This is a genomic window from Pseudomonas sp. 2hn, from assembly GCF_019646095.1.
In the GTDB taxonomy this organism is placed as follows: Bacteria; Pseudomonadota; Gammaproteobacteria; order Pseudomonadales; family Pseudomonadaceae; genus Aquipseudomonas; species Aquipseudomonas peradeniyensis.
The window spans coordinates 4,647,703-4,666,453 of sequence record NZ_CP081016.1 but is presented as its reverse complement, the minus strand read 5'-3'; the positions used below and the strand labels follow the sequence as shown (position 1 = coordinate 4,666,453).

Sequence of the window (18,751 nt, the reverse complement as noted above, 5' to 3'; positions counted from 1 at the left end):
GCTCCTACAGAGGGAGCTGTGTGAGTGGCTTACTGGATCAGCCCGAACTCACGGGCCAGCGCCTTGTAGTCCGCCACCTGCTTCTTCACATAGCCGTCCAGCTCCTCGCCGGTCATGGCGAACGGGAACAGCTCGCGCTGGTCACGCAGCTTGGCGAAGTCCTCGGAGGCCAGCAGCTTGTCGAACGAAGCCTTCCACCAGGCATAGTCCTCGTCGCTGACCTTCGGCCCCAGGTAGAAGCCGCGCACCACCGGCCAGACGATGTCGTAGCCCTGTTCCTTGGCGGTGGGGATGTCCTTCATTTCCGGCTCGTCCAGGCGCTTGTCGGAGAACACCGCGAGGATGCGCATGTTGCCGCTCTGGATGTGCGGCATGGAGTCGGAAATATCGGTGGAACCGACCTGGATGTGCCCGCCCAGCAGCGCGGTGGCGATCTCGCCGCCGCCCTCGAGGGCCACGTAGCGCAGGTCGCGCGGGTTGATCCCGGCGGCCTTGGCGATCAGCGCGGTCTGCATCCAGTCCTGGCTGCCGACGGTGCCGCCGGAGCCGATCACCACCTTGCTCGGGTCCTTTTTCAGCGCCGCGACCAGGTCGTCGAGGGTCTTGTAGGGCGAATCGCTCTTCACCGCGATGGCGCCATAGCTGGTGCCGACCGCCGCGAGCCACTTCACCGCGTTCTCGTCGAAGCGGCCGAACTTGCCCTGGGCCAGGTTCAGCAGCGAGCCGCTGGACCAGGCCACCAGCGTGCCGGCGTCGGCCGGGCGCTGGGCGACCACGGCGTTGTAGGCCACCGCGCCGACACCGCCGGGCATGTAGGTCACGCGCATGGGCTTGCTGAGGATCTTCTCGTTGACCAGGGCGCTCTGCACCAGCTTGCAGGTCAGGTCGAAACCGCCGCCGGGCGAGGCCGGGGCGATGCATTCGGGGCGTTTCGGTTCGGCGGCCAGGGCGTTGCCGGCCAGCAGCAGGCAACCGGTGGCCAGGACGAGGCGGCGCAGTGAAAAGGTCATCGTCTATCTCCGTGAGCGTTGTTGTTATGGGTTACCACAGAGCCACGCTGTAGCTCACCAGCAGCCGCACCTCGTCCGCGTCGCGGCTGAAGTTGGAGCGGAAGGTGGCGTTGCGCAGGCGCACGGCGACGTTCTTCAACGGGCCGCTTTGTACCACGTACTTCAGTTCGGTGTTGCGTTCCCACTCCTTGCCCTCGCCACCGGCGGCGCGGCTGACGTTGTCGCCGCTGATGTAGCGGGTCATGAAGGTCAGGCCGGGGATACCGAGGGCGGCGAAGTTGTAGTCGTAGCGCGCCTGCCAGGAGCGTTCGTCGGCGCCTGCGAAGTCGTTGATCTGGACGAAGTTGACCAGGTACGGGTCGGCGCCATCGACGTAGGGGAAGGCGCTGTCGCCGGACAACTGCTGCCAGGCGCCGCTGACCTTGTGCCCGCCCAGGGTGTAGCTGAGCATGCCGTTGACGGTGGTGTTGTCGATCTTGCCGGCCTTGGCCGCGCCGGCGTCGTCGCTGACCGCCAGGCGCAGGTCGGCGCCGAAGGTGCCCGGGCCCCAGGGCTGGGTGGCGAGCAGGCCGATGAAGTGCTGGCGGTAGATGTCGTCGAGCTGGGCGAAGTGGTAGCTGCCGGTGATGCGGTCGGTGAACTGGTAGTCCAGGCCGCCCATGTCGAAGTTGTCGGCGCTGAAGGTGCCGCCGAAGCGGCCGTTCTTGTTGTTCAGGGCCAGGTCTTCCCAGTTGCTGTCGTCGCGGTCCTTGGCCTTTTCCAGGCGCCCGCCGGTGAAGGTCAGGCCCTTGATCTCCTTCGAGGTGACCAGGCCGCCTTCGAAGGTCTGCGGCAGGATGCGCCCGTCGTTGGGCTGCAAGGTGGGCAATTCGGGGATCAGCGTGCCGATCTTCAGCTCGGTCTGCGAGACCTTGACCTTGCCGGTGAGGCCCAGCTTGGAGTACTCGTCGGCGGCCTTGCCGTCGTCGTGGGTAGGCAGCAGGCCGGTGCCCGTGCGGTCCTTGCTGGAGTCGAGCTTGACCCCGACCATGCCCAGCGCGTCCAGGCCGAAGCCCACGGTGCCCTCGGTGTAGCCGGACTCGAAATTGAGCATGAACCCCTGGGCCCATTCGTCGCGCTTGGATTGCTGCGCGCTGGTGCCGTCGCGGAAGTCGCGGTTGAAGTACATGTTGCGGGTTTCGAAGGTGGCCGTGCTGTCTTCGAAGAAGGCGGCCTGGCTCATGGGCGCGACACCGGCAAGGGCGAAGGCGCTGGCGAGGGCGGAAGGTCGGGCGGCGAACGAACGGGTAGGCGCGAACGCCTGCGGCTGCATGGACAGCATCGTCGGTGACTCCAATTATTGTTCTTATGTGTTGCACCTTGCTGGTGCTTTTTGCGGCGCGCGGGGCGACCGTGGTGCGATGCTAGGCAACCAACCTTTCGCTAACCTTTCAGCGTGAAAGGTTTCCGGCGAGGGCTTCACAGCACCCGCCACGGCGTTACACTCCGCGCAAAAAGCCCAGCCGAACAGGGAGAATCCAATGCGTGTGCTGCTGGTCGAAGACCATCTGCAACTGGCCGAAAGCGTGGCCCAGGCCCTCAAGAGCCAGGGCCTGACCGTGGACGTGCTGCATGACGGCGTGGCCGCCGACCTGGCCCTGGCCAGCGAGGACTACGCCGTGGCGGTGCTGGATGTCGGCCTGCCGCGCCTGGACGGCTTCGAGGTGCTGGCGCGCCTGCGCGGGCGCGGCAAGACCCTGCCGGTGCTGATGCTCACCGCCCGCAGCGATGTGAAGGACCGCGTGCATGGCCTGAACCTGGGGGCCGACGACTACCTGGCCAAGCCCTTCGAGCTGACCGAGCTGGAGGCGCGGGTCAAGGCCCTGCTGCGTCGCAGCGTGCTCGGCGGCGAGCGCCAGCAGCGCTGCGGCCCGCTGGTCTACGACCTGGATACCCGGCGCTTCAGCCTGGGCAGCGAACCGCTGACCCTGACCCAGCGTGAGCAGAGCGTGCTCGAGGCACTGATCGCCCGTCCCGGCCGGGTGATGAGCAAGGAGCAACTGGCGGCCCAGGTGTTCGGCCTCGACGAGGAGGCCAGCCCCGACGCCATCGAGATCTACATCCACCGCCTGCGCAAGAAGCTCGACGGCCACCCGGTGGCCATCGTCACCTTCCGTGGCCTGGGCTATCTGCTCGAGCACCGCGATGCGTGACAACGGCAGCCTGCGCGGGCGCTTGCTGGGCAACCTGGCGCTGCTGCTGGTGGTGCTGATGCTGGCCAGCGGCCTGAGCGCCTACTGGAACGGTCGCGAAGCCGCCGACACCGCCTATGACCGGACCCTGCTGGCCTCGGCACGGACCATCGCCGCCGGCCTGTCGCAGCGCGATGGCACCCTCAGCGCCGACGTGCCCTACGTGGCACTGGACACCTTCGCCTACGACAGCGCCGGGCGCATCTACTACCAGGTGCTGGACATCCACCAGAAGCTGATTTCCGGCTACGAGAACCTGCCGCCTCCGCCTGCGGGCACCCCGCGCACCGACGACTATCCGGCGCTGGCGCGTTTCTACAACGCCACCTACCTGGGCCAGGACGTGCGCGTGGTCAGCCTGCTCAAGGCGGTGAGCGAACCGAACATGAACGGCATGGCCGAGATCCGCGTGGCCGAGACCGAGGAGGCGCGGGTGCGCATGGCCCGCGGGCTGATGACCGATACCCTGCTGCGCCTGGGCATGCTGGCCTTCGGCGCGCTGGTGATGGTGTGGTTCGCGGTGAGTGCCGCGCTGCGCCCGCTGGAGCGCTTGCGCACGGCGGTGGAGGAGCGCCAGCCGGACGATCTGCGCGCCCTGCCGGTGGTCCAGGTGCAACGCGAGCTGGGGCCGCTGGTGCGCGGCCTCAATCACTTCACCGAGCGCTTGCGGGGCCAGTTCGAACGCCAGGCGCAGTTCATCGCCGACGCCGCCCACGAGCTGCGCACACCGCTGGCGGCGCTCAAGGCGCGGGTGGAGCTGGGGTTGCGCTCACGGGAGCCGGATGAATGGCGCAAGACCCTGGAGGCAGCGGCCCAGGGCACCGACCGGCTGACTCACCTGGCCAACCAGCTGCTGTCGTTGGCGCGGGTGGAAAACGGCGCCCGCGCCATCGCCGAGGGCGGCGCCCAGCGCCTGGACCTGAGCCAGCTGGCCCGTGAACTGGGCATGGCCATGGCGCCCCTGGCCCATGCCCGCGGCGTTGCCCTGGCGCTGGAGGCCGAGGCGCCGGTGTGGCTCAAGGGCGAGCCGACCCTGCTCAACGAGCTGCTCAGCAACCTGGTGGACAACGCTCTGGCCCACACCCCGCCCGGTGGCGATGTGGTCCTGAGGGTACTGGCGCCGGCCGTGCTCGAAGTCGAGGACGACGGGCCGGGGATTCCCGAGGAGGAGCGTGAGCGGGTGTTCGAGCGCTTCTACCGACGCAGCGCCCAGGGCAGCGGGCTGGGGCTGGCCATCGTCGGCGAGATCTGCCGGGCGCACCTGGCGCAGATCAGTCTGCACGACGGCGAGCGGGGCGGGCTGAAGGTGCGGGTGAGTTTTATCGCGGATTGATGGGTTGTCCCTACAGCCCTATTCGCGGGCTTACCCGCGAAGGGGGCGGCGCAGACGGGGCTCGATCAGCGCAGCATGCTCCGCGCATCCAGCAGCTCGGCGATATCCAACTCGGTGCCATAGGGCAGCCCCAGGTGGCGGTAGGCGGGCAGGGCGGCCAGGGGCCGGCTGCGCTCGCGCTGGCTGATGCAGCGGGCGATCTGCACGATGTCGATGTAGTCGATCTGGTCGGTGCGCCGGTCCAGGTCCTGCACCTGGCTGGGTACGTTGACCAACTGCTCGGGGAATTCCCAGGCGCTGAGGATCTTGTCGCCCAGCACCGGCTGGATCTGCTCGATCACGAAATGCAGGCAGATCGGATCGGACAGCAGCTCATTGTGCTCCTCGGCATAGATCAGTACCGGCAAGGCGCCGATCTGGTGCACCAGGCCGCCGAGGGTGGCCTGGTCGGGCTTGAGCTGGGTGTAGCGTCGGCACAGTTCATAGCTGATGCCCGCGACTTCCAGGCTGTTGGCCCAGATATCCCGCAGCTTGTGTTCCACCGCCGGTGCGCGGGCATGGAAGATCTGCTCGATCACCAGGCCGATGGCCAGGTTGCAGCTGTAGTTGATGCCCAGGCGGGTGATGGCGGTGTGCAGGTCGGTGACTTCGACGGCGGCGCGCATCAGCGGGCTGTTGACCACCTTGATCAGGCGGGCCGACAGCGCGGCGTCGCGGCCGATCACCTTGCTCAGGGCGGAAACGCTGATCTCGCTGTCTTCGGCGGCTTCGCGGATGCTCAGGGCGACTTCCGGCAGCGTCGGCAGGACCAGGTCGTCCCGGTCGATGGCGGCGAGCAGTTGCGCTTGGACCTTCTCGGCCAGCTTGTTCATGGACTTCTCTACGGCAAAGGTGGTGCAGCCCCGGCATGCCGCCGGGGCGGGCTGGTCAGCGCTGGATTTCCCGGTCGCGGTCCAGTTCGTAAGGCAGGTCGAGCAGCGTCAGGCGCGGGCCTTCCAGGCTGCCCAGGTGCAGGTTGTCGTCCGCCACCGCCTCGGCGCTGAGCACGGCCAGCAGTTCGACGGCGCTGCCGGTGCTGGCCCCGATCACCACTTCGCCGACCGACGAGCCGTGGGTCGGCGAGAAGATCTCGGCGCCCGGCTGGGGTACCGCTGTCTCGGCCAGCGCCAGGCGATATTGGCGGCGCTTGAGCTTGCCCAGGTACTGCATGCGGGCGACGATTTCCTGGCCGGTGTAGCAGCCTTTCTTGAAGCTCACGCCATCGACGGCCTGCAGGTTGATCATCTGCGGGATGAACAGCTCGCGGGTCGGGCCCATGACCTGGCCGATGCCGGCGCGGACCTGGCCCAGCAGCCAGTCGTTGAGCGTGCCCTCGGGCAGTGTGGCGGCGAGTTTTTCACGAACGGCGCCAGCCTGATCGGCGGGTACCCACAGTTCGACCCGGCCGGCCGAGGCGCGGACGGCGATCAGGCCATCATGACGGGCGGTCGCGCCGGCCTCGTCCGCCACGGACAGGCTCAGCGCCTGCAGGGTGGCGTCGCCCTGCTGCAGGCCGAAGCGCGTCCAGGCGGCGCTGTCGTCGCTCAGCGTGGCCTTGGAGAACACCGCGTACTTCTTCAGGTCGGCCAGTTGCGCCTCGAGCAGCTCGCTGGCCATGGCCAGCAGGTAGCCATTGCCCTCGGGCAGGATACGGAAGCTCGACTGCATGCGGCCCTTGACCATGCAACGGGCACCAAGGCTCGCGTGCTGGTCACTGAGGTAACCGATGTTGCAGGTCAGCTGACCTTGCAGGAACTTGCCGGCGTCGGAGCCGCGGACGGCGAGGATGCCCTCATGGGAGAGGGTACAGAAGAAAGCGGAATCGGCCATGGGTCATCGCGGTAGCTAAAGACTGGCGGCCATCATAGAACGCCGGTAACAAAATAGGTAGGTGACTAGACCAACGCCTCGTGCCGCTTCGTTCGCTGCGCGGTATACTGCGCGACCACTCGAGGAGGGCCCCATGGTCGAACAAACTGAACTCAACCGGCTTTTCTGGCACAGCCGCCGCGGCATGCTGGAACTGGACGTGCTGCTGGTACCTTTCACCCAGGAGGTCTACCCGAGCCTGAGCGAAGCGGACCGCGAGCTGTATCGTCGCCTGCTGACCTGCGAGGATCAGGACATGTTCGGCTGGTTCATGGAGCGCAGCGAGTCTGAGGACCCGGAGCTGCAGCGCATGGTCCGCATCATCCTGGATCGTGTCCAGCCCAAGTGAATGCTTCGAGTGCCGTTGGCAAGGCTCGCGCCTGCTGCTGACGGCCTACCTCGCCAGCCTGGCGCTGGCACTGCTTACCCTCGCGCTGATAGCGCTGCCCGGATGGCTGTGCGGCCTGCTGGCCGTCGCCTGTCTTGCCCATGCCTGCTGGGCCATTCCCCGGCGAATCCTGCTGATACATCCCGAGGCCATCACCGGCCTGCGCCGTGACCTGCGTGGTTGGCGTATATATAGCCGCGCCCGGGGCTGGCAGCCGGCGCGTCTGTGCCGGGATAGCGTCGCCCTGCCGACCCTGGTGGTTCTGCGGTTCGTGCCCAAGGAGCGCAGGTTCAGCCAGAGCCAGTGCATCCCCAGGGACGCACTGGATCGTGAGGCGCACCGGCGATTGCGGGTGCGCCTGAAGTTCAGCCGGCGCCGCTGGGCCGCGCCGGCCTGACCCTCAGACCCCCTGCGGGATCTCTTCGCCGCCCAGGGCTTCGAACAGCACCGGCAGGAACTCGGTGAAGGTCATCATCATCAGCTGGAAGCTGGCGTCGAACTGTTGCTGGGCCTCGTCGCCGCCATCCTGTTCGGCCTGCTCCTGCAGCAGCTCCTCGAATTTCAGGCGCTTGATCACCATCTTGTCGTCGAGCACGAACGACAGCTTGTCCTGCCAGGCCAGGGCCAACTGGGTGACCAGCTTGCCGGTGCTCAGGTGCAGCTGGATTTCCTCGCTGGTCAGGTCCTGGCGTTTGCAGCGCACGATGCCGCCGTCCTCCGCGGTGTCGCGCAGTTCGCACTCGTCGAGGACGAAGAAGCCCTCGGCGGCCTGCTGCGACTTGACCCAGTCGGTCATGGTCGCGCTCGGCGCGATCTTCACGGTAGCTGGGCGCACCGGCAGCGAGCCGATCACTTCACGCAGGGTCGACAGCAGGTCTTCGGCGCGCTTGGCGCTGGCCGAGTTGACCAGGATCATACCCAGGCGTGGGGCGATGGCGGCGAAGATCATCGAGCGACGGATGAAGGCGCGCGGCAGGAAGGCCTGGATGATCTCGTCCTTGATCTGGTCGCGTTCCTTTTTATAGACCTTGCGCATCTGCTCGGTCTCGATCTCCTCGACCTTCTCCTTGACCGCGTCGTTGACCACGCTGCTGGGCAGGATGCGTTCTTCCTTACGGGCAGCAATCAGCATGAACTCGCCACTGACGTGGACCAGGGGCGCGTCCTCGCCCTTGCCGAACGGCGCGACGAAACCGTAGGTGGTCAGTTCCTGGCTGGCACAGGGGCGGGCCGGCTTGCTGGCCAGGGCGGCCTCCAGGGCCTCGGCCTCGAACGGTACTTCCTGGGTCAGGCGATAGGACAGCAGGTTCTTGAACCACATGAGGGGGAATCTCTCCTTAATACATAAGGCGGGCATTATTCTCCGAGGTGCGGTTCCAGGCCAACCCTGTCATAGGGCCAGCAGTCTTATATAGAGGAAGAAAATCGCGGCGCGGCTAGGTCTTTGAAAGGCCTGGAAATTTTTTTCAAAAATTTTGAAGAAAGTGCTTGCCAGGGTAGGAGGTCCTCCGTAGAATGCGCGCCACACCGAGACGAAGGGTGATTAGCTCAGCCGGGAGAGCATCTGCCTTACAAGCAGAGGGTCGGCGGTTCGATCCCGTCATCACCCACCACTCGATGTATAGCGCGGCGGTAGTTCAGTCGGTTAGAATACCGGCCTGTCACGCCGGGGGTCGCGGGTTCGAGTCCCGTCCGCCGCGCCATATTTAGCTTCCAGGGCCCACTGAACACCCGGAAGCAACAGAGAAAGCGACCTTAGGGTCGCTTTTTTTGTTTCTGGCATTGCGCCAGAATGCCCCTGTCCGCCGCATGTGGCCAGCAGGCCCCGCGTCGGTTCCTATCGCAAGCCAGAGACCGATCATGCAGGATGCCAGCCTCTCCAACGCCCCCACCTATTCCACGCCACTGCTCGGTATCGACCTCGGCACCACCAACAGCCTGATTGCCGTCTGGCAGGACGGTGAAGCTCGGCTGATCCCCAATGCCGTGGGTGAAGTGCTCACCCCTTCGGTGGTCAGTGTCGATGACGACGGCTCGATCCTGGTCGGACAGGCCGCCCGGGCGCGATTGACCACGCACCCCGAGCGCACCGCGGCGGCGTTCAAGCGCTTCATGGGTAGCGACAAGCGCTATGCGCTGGGGGAGCATCGATTCACGCCTGAGGAATTGTCGGCACTGGTGCTGGGCGCATTGAAGCAGGATGCCGAGGCGTACCTGGGCTGCCCGGTCAGCGAGGCGGTGATATCGGTGCCGGCCTATTTCAGCGACGAGCAGCGCAAGCGCACGGTGTTCGCGGCTGAATTGGCCGGACTGAAGGTCCAGCGGCTGATCAACGAGCCGACCGCCGCGGCCATGGCCTATGGCCTGCATGAGCAGAAGTTCGAGCGCACCCTGGTATTCGACCTGGGCGGCGGCACCTTCGATGTCACCGTGCTGGAGTACGCCTTGCCGCTGATCGAGGTGCATGCTTCCACCGGCGACAATTATCTGGGCGGCGAGGATTTTACCGACGCGTTGTTGCAGGCCTGCCTGCGCGACTGGAACCTCAAGGCCGAGGAACTTGCACCCCAGGCCCTGGCCAGCCTGCATGATGCCATCGAACAGCTCAAGCGCGAGGCGGGCGAGGGCAGCCGCGTGCTGGACTGGCACGATGGCGTGCAGTCCCGCGAGTGGCGGCTCGACGACCTCAAGCTGCAGGCGATCTGGGCGCCCTTGCTGACCCGGGTGCGAGCGCCCATCGAACAGGCTCTGCGCGATGCCCGGTTGAGCCCGCGCGAGCTGGACAGCCTGGTGCTGGTCGGCGGCGCCACGCGCATGCCGCAGGTGCAGCAACTGGTGGCCAAGCTGTTCGGCCGCCTGCCGTACCGGCACCTGGACCCGGACACCATCGTCGCCCTCGGCGCCGCCAGCCAGGCCGCCTGCAAGGCCCGCGACGCGGCCATCGACGAATTGATCCTGACCGATGTCTGCCCCTACACCCTCGGTGTGGCCTCGTCCCGGGGCGAGGACGTCACCGGGGCGTTCTCGCCGATCATCGAGCGCAACACGGTGATCCCCACCTCGAAGGTGCAGCGCTTCTACAGCAGTCACCCGGAGCAGAAGTTCGTGCGCATCGCCGTATACCAGGGCGAGCGGCCGTGGGTGCGTGACAACATCCTGGTAGACAGTTTCGAGATCCCCTTGCAGTCGACCGGCGAGATCCAGTCACTGGACGTGCGTTTCAGCTACGACATCAACGGTCTGCTGGAAGTGGACGTGACCTTCCTCGAAAGCGGCCAGAAGCACAGCCACAGCATCGACCGCAGCCCCACCGGGCTGGATGCCGAGGCGCGCCAGGCCAGCGAGGAGCGCCTGGCGCGGCTGAAGATCCACCCGCGTGACACGTTGCCCAACCGGACCTTGCTTGCCCGTCTGGAACGGGCCTGGATGCAGAGCCTGGGCGACGAGCGCGAGCTGATCGGCAACTGGCTGGACGCCTTCAACGCCGTGCTCGCCGGGCAGCAGGCCGGTGAGATCAGCCGTGAGCGCCAGGCGTTGAGCCAGGCGCTGGACGAACTGCGCTACTGACCGTTGAGCCGGCGCAATGTGGCCTGCAGGCCACCTTCCAGTGCCGGGCCCTTGCCGGGTACCGGGCCGTAGCGGTTCGGCAGCTTGTCCCCGGGCAGGCCCAGCAGCACCAGTGACGAGAAGGGCAGCACCCGGGTCAGCAGCATCACCACCATCAGGGTCGGCACACCGTGGCCGAGATCGCGCAGGCGACGCAGGAAGCCGCTGATTGCCAATACGCTGATCGCCACCATCACGCCAGGTACATGGAGCATCAGGCTGGCGAACAAGGCGATGAGCGCGACATGCGCCGCCAGGCCGGTGCGGTTCAGGCGACTCTTGAGCTTCCAGAAGGCCCATATCGGCGCCGCTGGCTCCTTGATCTCATTGAGCAGCATGCGTTCGCTCCAGGACAGTACGGCCATGATCGCGCAGCGCAGGCCGGGATCCTGCTCGGGATCATCCTTGACCTTCTGCAGGGCGCGCAGCAACCGGGTCCTGGGTGGCGTGCACTCGTCGAGCAGGCTGCGCAGCGCATCCTGCACGTCGGTGAACGCACGGCTGTCGATGCCTTGAGTACCAAGCACGCCGATCGGCGGTCGCCGGGGTCGGCCGTCCAGCAACGCCTGGCGCCATGCGTCGAACCAGGCATCCTCAAGCTGTGCGGCTTCAATGCGTTGGCGCAACCGTGTGCGTTGTTGTTCGTCCAGTGATCGGTCGTGGTACAGCACCGCGCAGAACAGCAGGTAGCCCAACAGATAGTCGCTGCGCAGGGTGCCGTTGTCGTTTTCCAGGCAGGCCAGCAGTTGCTGGGCGCTTGGCAGGCGGGTGCTGTTGAGCGCCTGCTGCAGGGTCAGCAGGCGAGCCGAGATCATCGCCTGCACAGGGTCGTGGATGTCCAGGCTGCCGAGCAGCCCAATACTACCGTCAGGGCTGGCCAATTGCTGGCAGAGCAGGGCGTGTGCCGCGGCGAACGGGTGTTCGACCGGGTAGTGCAATTGCCCGGGCAGCACGGGATCGATCAGTGCCAGCCAGCGCGAGGGCTGTTCCAGCAGGGCAAGCATGAACAAGTGCTGGCGGTGCCAGTTCCACAGCGCGTCACCCTCGGGCATGGCCGGCAGCAGTACGCCGGTCTCGGCGAGCGTGTCCTGCAGTTGCAGGGCGAACGGCGTGGTGAACAGGCGGCGCATGTCGAATTGCGCATTCAGGGCGTGCAGGGCGTGGGCCGGGTAGACCCGCATGCGCCGCAGCCATTCGCGGCAGACCGGGCGAATGGCGTCCTCGGTCAAGGCCTCGGGCAGCACCGCCACCGGGTCGTCGCTGGCGCAGAAGTCCACCAGCACCTTGACCACCGGGGCCTGTTCAAGCCAGTGCAACTGTTGGCTGGCCTGGCGCTGGAAGCCTTCGAGGATCAGCGCGTCGAGGGCATCTTCGGCGAGCGGTTGGGCGAGCACCTGGCGCAGCAGGCCGGCTTCCCCGCGTTGCAGCGCCCAGGCCTGCCAGTACAGGCGGTGCAGGTCGTGGTCCTGCGGGTCCTGCAGCAGCCAGGCGAGCAGCGGCAGTTCGTCGTCGCCGTCCAGCCGCCAGTCGACGAAGGTCGCGGCGATGCCTTGCAGTTCCAGGCGCGAGGCTTCGGACCAGCGCGCCAGGGTCTGCGGGGACTGCCCGGGGCTGCCCCAGTTCTGCGCGGGGTCGTCCAGCTCGGCGGGCCAGCCGGCCGGGGTGTGCAGGCGGTCGAAGGCCTGGATCAGCAACGGCAGGCGCTGGGGCTGGTGACGGGCGCAGAGGTCGATCAGCCAGCGTTCGGCCTGTGGGTGCTGGTGTTCGCGATACAGCCGCAGCCAGCAGTCCAGGGCCTGTTGCTCGGCGCCCAGGGCATCGGCCTGGCGAGCCAGCAGGTAGAGCAGGTCGGCATCGTCCGGGGCCTGTTGCTGGCGCGCCTGGAGCAGGTCGTGGAAGGTCCGGCTAGGGATGCCGGCCTGGCTGAACTGCACCAGCAGGCGTTGCACCAGGGCGGGGTCATCCGGCATGGCCAGGCAGGTATGCACGCCGGCGAACTGCTCGTATTCGAACAGTGGGCGCTGCTGGTAGCAGTACTCGAGGCTGCGGAAATACCACAGGCTTTCCATCTGTGCGCTGGCCGGCCAGTCGCGCATGCAGGCGGTGTCGAAGGGATCGGGCTCTTCCAGGCGGTCGAGGAAAGCCTCCACTTCGTGGCGGTCGTCCAGGCGCAGCAGCTGTTCGGCCCAGCCCAGGCGCCGGGCCAGCAGGCTCGCGCAGTGGTGGGACAGCGGTCCGCAGTCGCGCAGGGTGTACAGCAGTTGCCAGCCGAGATCGTCCAGTTCGTCCAGCGGCAACTCGTCCAGTTCGGCGATAAAGCTCTGCCAGGCTTGCGGGTCGAAGCGCAGGGCCGGTTCCTCGAGCAGGGTGTGGAATTGCTTGAGTGCCGGATGGGGGGCGTCTTCCTCGGCGACGGGCTCGGCCTCCCGGGGCGCCTGATCGTGGGCCAGGCGCAACGCTTCCTCGTAGGCTGTCCGCAATGCCTGGAACCCTTCGGGGTCGGTTTCCGGGTGGTGCGAGGGCAGGCGGCCGCGATAGGCCAGGCGGATGGCGTCCAGGTCCTGGGTCGGTTCGATTCCCAGGCGAATCCAGCAACTCATGACCAGCAGTCCTCTTCCAGCGTGGTGGGCCGTGCGGGCTCGGGCAGGGGCATGTCCCAGGGCAGTCCGGCCAGCAGGTCATGGGCGCCGAGGCGCAGGTTGAGCACGATGCAGCGGTTCCAGTGCTCGCTGCCCTGGCGCTCGAGGTTGGCGGCCAGGGTTTCGTCGCTGCTGTCGCTGGCATTCCACAGTGCCTTGCCGAACAGGTAGCCGGCCAGGTAGCCGTCCCAGCGGTTGTAGTAATGGCGGGCGCGCAGGGCCAGGCGGTAATGCAGGTAGAGGCTCTCGTCGCGATCGATCAGGCCCTTCTTGACCCCGGCACGCAGCAGGAAACCCATGCGCCCCAGGTCCCAGGCACGGGTGCCGCCCGGGCCGCAGTCGGGGAAGGTGCGGGCGGCGTATTCGTGGCGGATGCGCTCGCGCGGGGGCAGGGTGTCGAGCAGGGCCTGCCACTGGCTGGGCAGGCAGCGCTGGTACTGCCAGTAGGCCTCGCTCATCTCGGTGGCGTGGCCGTTGTCGGCCATGCTCAGCATGTCCAGCAACTGGGCGCGGTTGCTGATGCCCCACCAGCGCTCGAGGTCGGTCTGGTCCTCGTCCTCGAAATAGTCGGGGGCGGTGTAGCTGGCGCCGTTGAGGGCGGCCATGGGGGCGGAGAGGGCATGCAGCCAGTGCTGCGCGGTTTCGTCCATGAAAAGGGTCCTGGAGGCGCTGGGAACTGGCCGGGATTGTATAGGAAGATGCCCGCCGGGTTGTCAGGGATAGGTCCCGAGTCGATAGGCCTCGGCCACTTCGCGGAGCACCTCGCACACCCATTGCGCCGGCAGGCTCTGGGGCAGGGCCGCATTGCGGCAGATGCCCACCGACCCGCCCGGTTCGCGCACACCGAGGTCGAGTTCGGCCAGCTCGCCACGCCCGAGGTCGATCAGCACGGCGTCTCGTGGCGCCACCCAGACCGCCTCGCTGCCCAGCACATAGCGCCTGCTCAGGGCCAGCGACAGGGTTTCCAGGCGCTGCGCCGGCAGTGCAATGGCGCATTGCACGAACAGGCTGTCGGCATGCTGGCGAATGGTCGTCCCCGGTGGCGGCAGTACCAGCGGATAATCACCGACCTGCCTGCGCTCGACGGGCCGCTGCGCCAGCAATGGATGCCCGGGCCGCACCACCAGGGTCATCGACTCGCTGTACAGGTGCTCGAACGACAGCCCCTGGATCTGCGGGCTGTCGGTCATCCGCCCAACCACCAGCTCCAGTTCCCCCAGGTGCAACTGGCCGAGCAACTGGGCACTGGCCCCGGTCACCACGCTGATCAGCAACGCTTCGTGACGCTGGTGCAGGCGGCACAGCACCTCGGGCATCAGCAGCCCTTCAACGGTCGACAGCACGCCGATGCGCACCTGCGACGGCGCCCGCGCCTCGCCGCGCACACTGCCGACCCCGTCGCGTAACGCCTGCACGCTGGGGCCGGCGTAGCGCATGAAGCGCGTGCCGGCCGGGGTCAGGGTCACGCCGTTGTGGCCACGTTCGAACAGGCGTGCCTCGAGCAGGTCCTCCAGCTCCTTGAGGGTCTTGGAGATCGCCGGCTGGCTGATCGCAAGCACGTCGGCGGCCCTGGCCAGGCTGCCCTGCCGGGCAATCTCCAGGAAGCACAGCAGGTGGCGGAACTTGATGCGGGTATCGAGGTTCATGCCCGGCAGTGTATCCGTGCGGGCCAGACCTGCAACGTCTGGGTGATGTTCGTCACCGGGCGGCGGTTCCTCCCTTGCAGGCGAAGCCCTGAAGCTTTAGCGTGTGCCACTTCGATGCATGGAGCTGCGTTATGACCGCCTACCTGACCCAGGATCTGGTCCTCGAACTGGGCGATGAAACACCCGAAGACACCACCATGAACATGCTGACCTTCCGTCAGCGTGGCACCACCCTGGTGATCGCTCGCAGTCCGCTGGCGGCCGGGCAGACGCTGGAGGCGCTTTACCAGCAGCAACTGGCGCAGTTGCGTGAGCGCCTGGGGGCGGTCGTCAGCGAACCGCAGCCGGTCAGCGCAGGCCTCGATAATGGCATCCACGGCTTGGAAGTCAGCCTGCAATTCAAGCGCGGCGAAGTGGTCTCGTACCAGCGTCAGTTGGCTTATGCGCCAAGCGGACACGCCCGTTTCGTGGCAATCAGCTATAGCAAGGAAACACCGCTGGCGGCGGTCGACCTCGCCCATTGGGAAGCCATCAAGGCAGGCTTGCGGCTGAACTGACCCGGGCTGATTTGAGGCTGTAACATGATCGACCTGGAACAAACGCTCGAGCGGATCGGGCAGACTCGATTCTTCGATAATCTGGGCAAGCCCGACATCCACGATCCGCAGGTGATTCTCATCGCCTCGGTCGAGGCGGTGTTCGTGACCCCCTCGGACCAGGCGTTTCAGGGCTTGTACGATGCCACTCAGTGGCTCCCCACCTCGCCGGGCGAAGACGACCCGTACTACCCGCGGCAAGAGACGCCCAAAGCGCTGAGCGAGCAGCGCATGGCGCTGAACAGGGCAGTGATGGCCGCCACCCGCACGCTCGACAAGGCGCCGTTCACCTGCCGCCCGCACGACTTCAGCGAGGCCGCTCGCGGCGGCGCGGCCTATGCGTTCCGTCAGTACGCCACCGAGCAGTTCTTCGGTCTGGGCGATCACTGGCGTCGGGTGGTCGACCTGTACCTGGCCGGGCACTGGCCGGTGGGGCATGCCCCCGGCAAGCTGATTGTCATCTGAGCCCTTGTCCCAGTTCGACCGTCACACCATGGATACGCACCGGCCACACCGGTAGGCGCTGTGTCGGATCTTCCAGGCAGTTGCCGTTTTGCAGGCAGAAATGCTGCTTGTACAGCGGCGCCGCTACCACCACGGTTGCTCCCAGGCTGGCCACCAGCCCACGCCCGATGATGTTCGCGCCCGAACGCGGGTCACGGTTACCGACGGCGTACAGCTCCTGCCCTTGTCCCGGCAGGTAGAACAACGCCACCTGCTCGCCCTCGTGCCACACCACCACCCCGGAGTCGGCGACCAGGTCGCTGGCCTGGCACACCGCCTGCCAGCGGGTTTCACTTGCTACTGCCGTGTTGGACGGGCTCATCACATCGCCTCCTCATGGGTGGGAATCAGCTGCAGTGGCGCCGCCGGCCGGCGCTGGCCACGCTCGCGCACGAAGTGCACATCCGGATCGGCGCGCTGGTCGTTGACGAAGGTGCGGAAGCGCTTGAGCTTTTCCGGATCGCCCAGGGCGTTGGCCCATTCGCATTCGTAGCGGTCGACTACCTGCTGCATCTGTGCCTCGAGTTCGGCGGCCAGGCCCAGGCTGTCGTCGATCACCACCTGCTTGAGGTAGTCGAGCCCGCCTTCGAGGCCCTCGCGCCACACTGAGGTGCGCTGCAGCTTGTCGGCGGTACGGATGTAGAACATCAGCACGCGGTCGATCAGCCGTACCAGGGTTTCGTCGTCGAGGTCGGTGGCGAACAGTTCGGCGTGGCGCGGGCGCATGCCGCCATTGCCGCACACGTACAGGTTCCAACCCTTGTCGGTGGCGATCACGCCGATGTCCTTGCTTTGCGCTTCGGCGCATTCGCGGGTGCAGCCGGACACCGCGAACTTGAGCTTGTGCGGTGAGCGCAGGCCCTTGTAGCGCTCCTCCAGGCGCAGCGCCATGGCCACGCTGTCCTGCACGCCATAGCGGCACCAGGTGCTGCCGACGCAGGATTTCACCGTGCGCGTCGATTTGCCGTAGGCGTGTCCGGTCTCGAAGCCGGCGGCGATCAGTTCACCCCAGATCAGTGGCAGTTCATGCAGCTGGGCGCCGAACAGGTCGATGCGCTGGCCGCCGGTGATCTTGGTGTAGAGGTCGTATTTCTGCGCCACCTGCCCGATGACGATCAGTTTCTGCGGGGTGATTTCGCCACCGGGAATGCGCGGCACCACCGAGTAGGTGCCGTTCTTCTGCATGTTGGCCATGAAGGTGTCGTTGGTGTCCTGCAGCGGCACCAGCGCCGGGTCCATGATCGGCTGGTTCCAGCACGAGGCGAGGATGTTGCCTACCGCCGGCTTGCAGATGTCGCAGCCCACGTGGCCTTTGCCATGGCGTTCGAGCAGCTCGCCGAAGGTGCGGATGCCTTCCACCCGCACCAGCCCGTAGAGTTCCTGGCGGGTGTAGGCAAAGTGCTCGCACAGGCTCTTGTCGACCGTCACGCCACGGGCGGTCAGTTCGTGCTCGAAGACCTGCTTGAGCAGCGCCGCGCAACCACCACAGCCGCTGGCGGCCTTGGTGCAGCCCTTGACGGCGGCGAGGTCGCCGCAGCCACTGTCGATGGCGGCACACACCGCGCCCTTGCTGACGTTATGGCAGGAGCAGATGGTCGCGCTGTCGGGCAGCGCATCGGCGCCCAGGGCCGGCGCGCCACCACCTTGGGGCAGGATCAGCGCGGCCGGGTCGGCCGGCAGGGCGATGCCGTTCTGGGCATACTGCAGCAAGGTGTCGTAGTAGCTGTTGTCGCCCACCAGCACCGCGCCGAGCACGTGCTTGCCGCTGGCATCCACCACCAGCCGGCGGTAGGCGCTGTTGGCTTCGTCGATGAAGCGGTAGCTGCGTGAGCCGGGCGTGGCGCCGTGGGCGTCGCCAATCGAGCCGACATCCACGCCCAGCAGCTTGAGCTTGGTCGACATGTCGGCGCCGGTGAAGTCGTCCGCCGCCTCGCCCAGCAGCCGCGCGGCCAGGTTGCGCGCCATGGCGTAGCCGGGGGCGACCAGGCCGAACACGCTGCCGTTCCACGACGCGCACTCGCCGATGGCGAAGATCTGCGGATCGCTGGTCCTGCACTGGCTGTCGATCATCACGCCTCCGCGCGCGGCGATCTCCAGGCCACAGGTCCGGCCCAGGGCGTCCTGTGGGCGGATGCCGGCGGAAAACACGATCAGGTCGGTCTCCAGGTGTTCGCCACCGTCGAAGTTCATCCGGTAGCGATACTGTTCGCCAGCGCTGATCGACTGGGTCGAGCGGGACAGGTGCACGCCCACGCCGAGGGCCTCGATCCGCGCCTTGAGCGCCGCGCCGCCTTCGCTGTCCAGCTGTACCGGCATCAGGCGTGGGGCGAACTCCACCACATGCGCCTCCAGGCCCAGGGACTTCAGGGCGTTGGCTGCCTCGAGGCCGAGCAGGCCGCCGCCGACCACCACGCCACGGCGGGCATCTGCGGCGGCGGCGCGGATCGCGTCGAGGTCCTCGAGGGTGCGGTAGACCAGGCGCGCATTGCCGCTGGAACCTTCGATTGGCGGCACGAACGGATAGGAACCGGTAGCCAGGATCAACTGGTCGTAGCCCAGGCGGCCCTCGGCGGTGACCAGCTCCCGGCGCTCGCGATCGATGTCCAGCACCGTCTCGCCCAGGTGCAGGTGCACGCCGTGGCGGCTGTAGTAATCCGGGGCGCACAGGGCCAGGGTCTCGGCGCAGCTACCGGTGAAATACTCCGACAGGTGTACCCGGTCGTAGGCACGCTGGCGCTCCTCGCCGAACACATGCAGCTCGAAGTGTGCCGTGGCGCCGCGTTCGATCAGTTGCTCGACGCAGTGATGGCCGACCATGCCATTGCCGACGATCACCAGTCGTGCTCGTTGTGCCCCGTTCGCTGTTGCCTGCATAGCCGATCCTCGATCA

17 protein-coding genes and 2 tRNA genes are annotated in these 18,751 nt (G+C 66.8%); 9 read left to right on the top strand and 10 right to left on the bottom strand.

The features are described from left to right. Positions 1–29: 29 nt before the first annotated feature. A complete protein-coding gene (locus K2O50_RS21095; RefSeq protein ID WP_028690165.1) occupies positions 30–1,010 on the bottom strand; it encodes a tripartite tricarboxylate transporter substrate binding protein in 981 nt (326 codons plus the stop codon). Between the two features lie 31 nt (positions 1,011–1,041). Beyond that, the gene (locus K2O50_RS21090) at positions 1,042–2,331 is read right to left on the bottom strand and encodes an OprD family porin (RefSeq protein ID WP_050703961.1); all 1,290 of its coding nucleotides are present in this window, start codon (positions 2,329–2,331) and stop codon (positions 1,042–1,044) included. Positions 2,332–2,530: 199 nt separating this feature from the next. On the opposite strand from K2O50_RS21090, the gene K2O50_RS21085 reads away from it, so the two are divergent. Both K2O50_RS21085 and K2O50_RS21080 read left to right on the top strand, forming a co-directional pair. Next, positions 2,531–3,202 (top strand): response regulator, encoded by a 672-nt coding sequence (locus tag K2O50_RS21085; protein ID WP_028690163.1) that lies wholly within the window; start codon positions 2,531–2,533, stop codon positions 3,200–3,202. Further along, a complete protein-coding gene (locus K2O50_RS21080) occupies positions 3,195–4,574 on the top strand; it encodes a sensor histidine kinase (RefSeq protein WP_050703962.1) in 1,380 nt (459 codons plus the stop codon). Before K2O50_RS21085 ends, K2O50_RS21080 begins: the two co-directional genes overlap by 8 nt. Positions 4,575–4,639: 65 nt before the next feature. On the opposite strand, the gene K2O50_RS21075 is transcribed toward K2O50_RS21080, so the two are convergent. After that, entirely contained in the window at positions 4,640–5,446 is an 807-nt protein-coding gene (locus K2O50_RS21075; protein WP_050703963.1) for an HDOD domain-containing protein, read from the bottom strand. 55 nt (positions 5,447–5,501) lie between these two features. Continuing rightward, positions 5,502–6,443 carry a folate-binding protein YgfZ gene (locus K2O50_RS21070; RefSeq protein WP_050703964.1) on the bottom strand — a complete coding sequence of 314 codons (942 nt, stop codon included), beginning with the start codon at positions 6,441–6,443 and terminating at the stop codon, positions 5,502–5,504. Between the two features lie 133 nt (positions 6,444–6,576). Here K2O50_RS21070 and K2O50_RS21065 point away from each other — a divergent pair, with 133 nt between their 5' ends. Beyond that, entirely contained in the window at positions 6,577–6,831 is a 255-nt protein-coding gene (locus K2O50_RS21065) for a succinate dehydrogenase assembly factor 2 (protein WP_028690159.1), read from the top strand. Then, positions 6,815–7,267 carry a protein YgfX gene (locus K2O50_RS21060; protein WP_050703965.1) on the top strand — a complete coding sequence of 151 codons (453 nt, stop codon included), beginning with the start codon at positions 6,815–6,817 and terminating at the stop codon, positions 7,265–7,267. Before K2O50_RS21065 ends, K2O50_RS21060 begins: the two co-directional genes overlap by 17 nt. Positions 7,268–7,270: 3 nt before the next feature. Here the strand turns inward: K2O50_RS21060 and rdgC are convergent, their stop codons facing one another. Continuing rightward, on the bottom strand, positions 7,271–8,191 hold the full coding sequence (rdgC, locus tag K2O50_RS21055) for a recombination-associated protein RdgC (RefSeq protein ID WP_028690157.1): 921 nt from the start codon (positions 8,189–8,191) through the stop codon (positions 7,271–7,273). Between the two features lie 216 nt (positions 8,192–8,407). Here rdgC and K2O50_RS21050 point away from each other — a divergent pair. From K2O50_RS21050 to K2O50_RS21040, 3 genes are all read left to right on the top strand, one after another. After that, positions 8,408–8,483 (top strand) — tRNA-Val (locus K2O50_RS21050). 13 nt (positions 8,484–8,496) lie between these two features. Next, a tRNA-Asp gene (locus tag K2O50_RS21045) sits at positions 8,497–8,573 on the top strand. 157 nt (positions 8,574–8,730) lie between these two features. Continuing rightward, positions 8,731–10,437, top strand: a complete 1,707-nt coding sequence (locus tag K2O50_RS21040; RefSeq protein ID WP_050703966.1) for a molecular chaperone HscC — start codon at positions 8,731–8,733, stop codon at positions 10,435–10,437. Here the strand turns inward: K2O50_RS21040 and K2O50_RS21035 are convergent. From K2O50_RS21035 to pcaQ, 3 genes are all read right to left on the bottom strand, one after another. Continuing rightward, positions 10,431–13,076: a hypothetical protein gene (locus K2O50_RS21035; protein ID WP_050703967.1), complete on the bottom strand. Its 2,646-nt coding sequence runs from the start codon at positions 13,074–13,076 to the stop codon at positions 10,431–10,433. The genes K2O50_RS21040 and K2O50_RS21035 overlap by 7 nt on opposite strands. Beyond that, on the bottom strand, positions 13,073–13,765 hold the full coding sequence (locus K2O50_RS21030) for a DUF1266 domain-containing protein (protein WP_050703968.1): 693 nt from the start codon (positions 13,763–13,765) through the stop codon (positions 13,073–13,075). Before K2O50_RS21030 ends, K2O50_RS21035 begins: the two co-directional genes overlap by 4 nt. Before the next feature lie 63 nt (positions 13,766–13,828). Continuing rightward, complete coding sequence (pcaQ, locus tag K2O50_RS21025; RefSeq protein WP_050703969.1) at positions 13,829–14,761, bottom strand: pca operon transcription factor PcaQ; 933 nt, start codon at positions 14,759–14,761, stop codon at positions 13,829–13,831. A gap of 131 nt (positions 14,762–14,892) precedes the next feature. Here pcaQ and K2O50_RS21020 point away from each other — a divergent pair, with 131 nt between their 5' ends. Together K2O50_RS21020 and K2O50_RS21015 are read left to right on the top strand one after the other, a co-directional pair. Further along, positions 14,893–15,318: a DcrB-related protein gene (locus K2O50_RS21020; protein WP_050703970.1), complete on the top strand. Its 426-nt coding sequence runs from the start codon at positions 14,893–14,895 to the stop codon at positions 15,316–15,318. Positions 15,319–15,342: 24 nt separating this feature from the next. Next, a complete protein-coding gene (locus K2O50_RS21015; RefSeq protein ID WP_050703971.1) occupies positions 15,343–15,822 on the top strand; it encodes a hypothetical protein in 480 nt (159 codons plus the stop codon). Here K2O50_RS21015 and nirD read toward each other — a convergent pair. Together nirD and nirB are read right to left on the bottom strand one after the other, a co-directional pair. Beyond that, entirely contained in the window at positions 15,815–16,183 is a 369-nt protein-coding gene (nirD, locus tag K2O50_RS21010; RefSeq protein ID WP_050703972.1) for a nitrite reductase small subunit NirD, read from the bottom strand. The two genes, K2O50_RS21015 and nirD, sit on opposite strands and share 8 nt — an antisense overlap. Next, positions 16,183–18,735 carry a nitrite reductase large subunit NirB gene (nirB, locus tag K2O50_RS21005; protein ID WP_050703973.1) on the bottom strand — a complete coding sequence of 851 codons (2,553 nt, stop codon included), beginning with the start codon at positions 18,733–18,735 and terminating at the stop codon, positions 16,183–16,185. Before nirB ends, nirD begins: the two co-directional genes overlap by 1 nt. Positions 18,736–18,751: the final 16 nt, after the last annotated feature.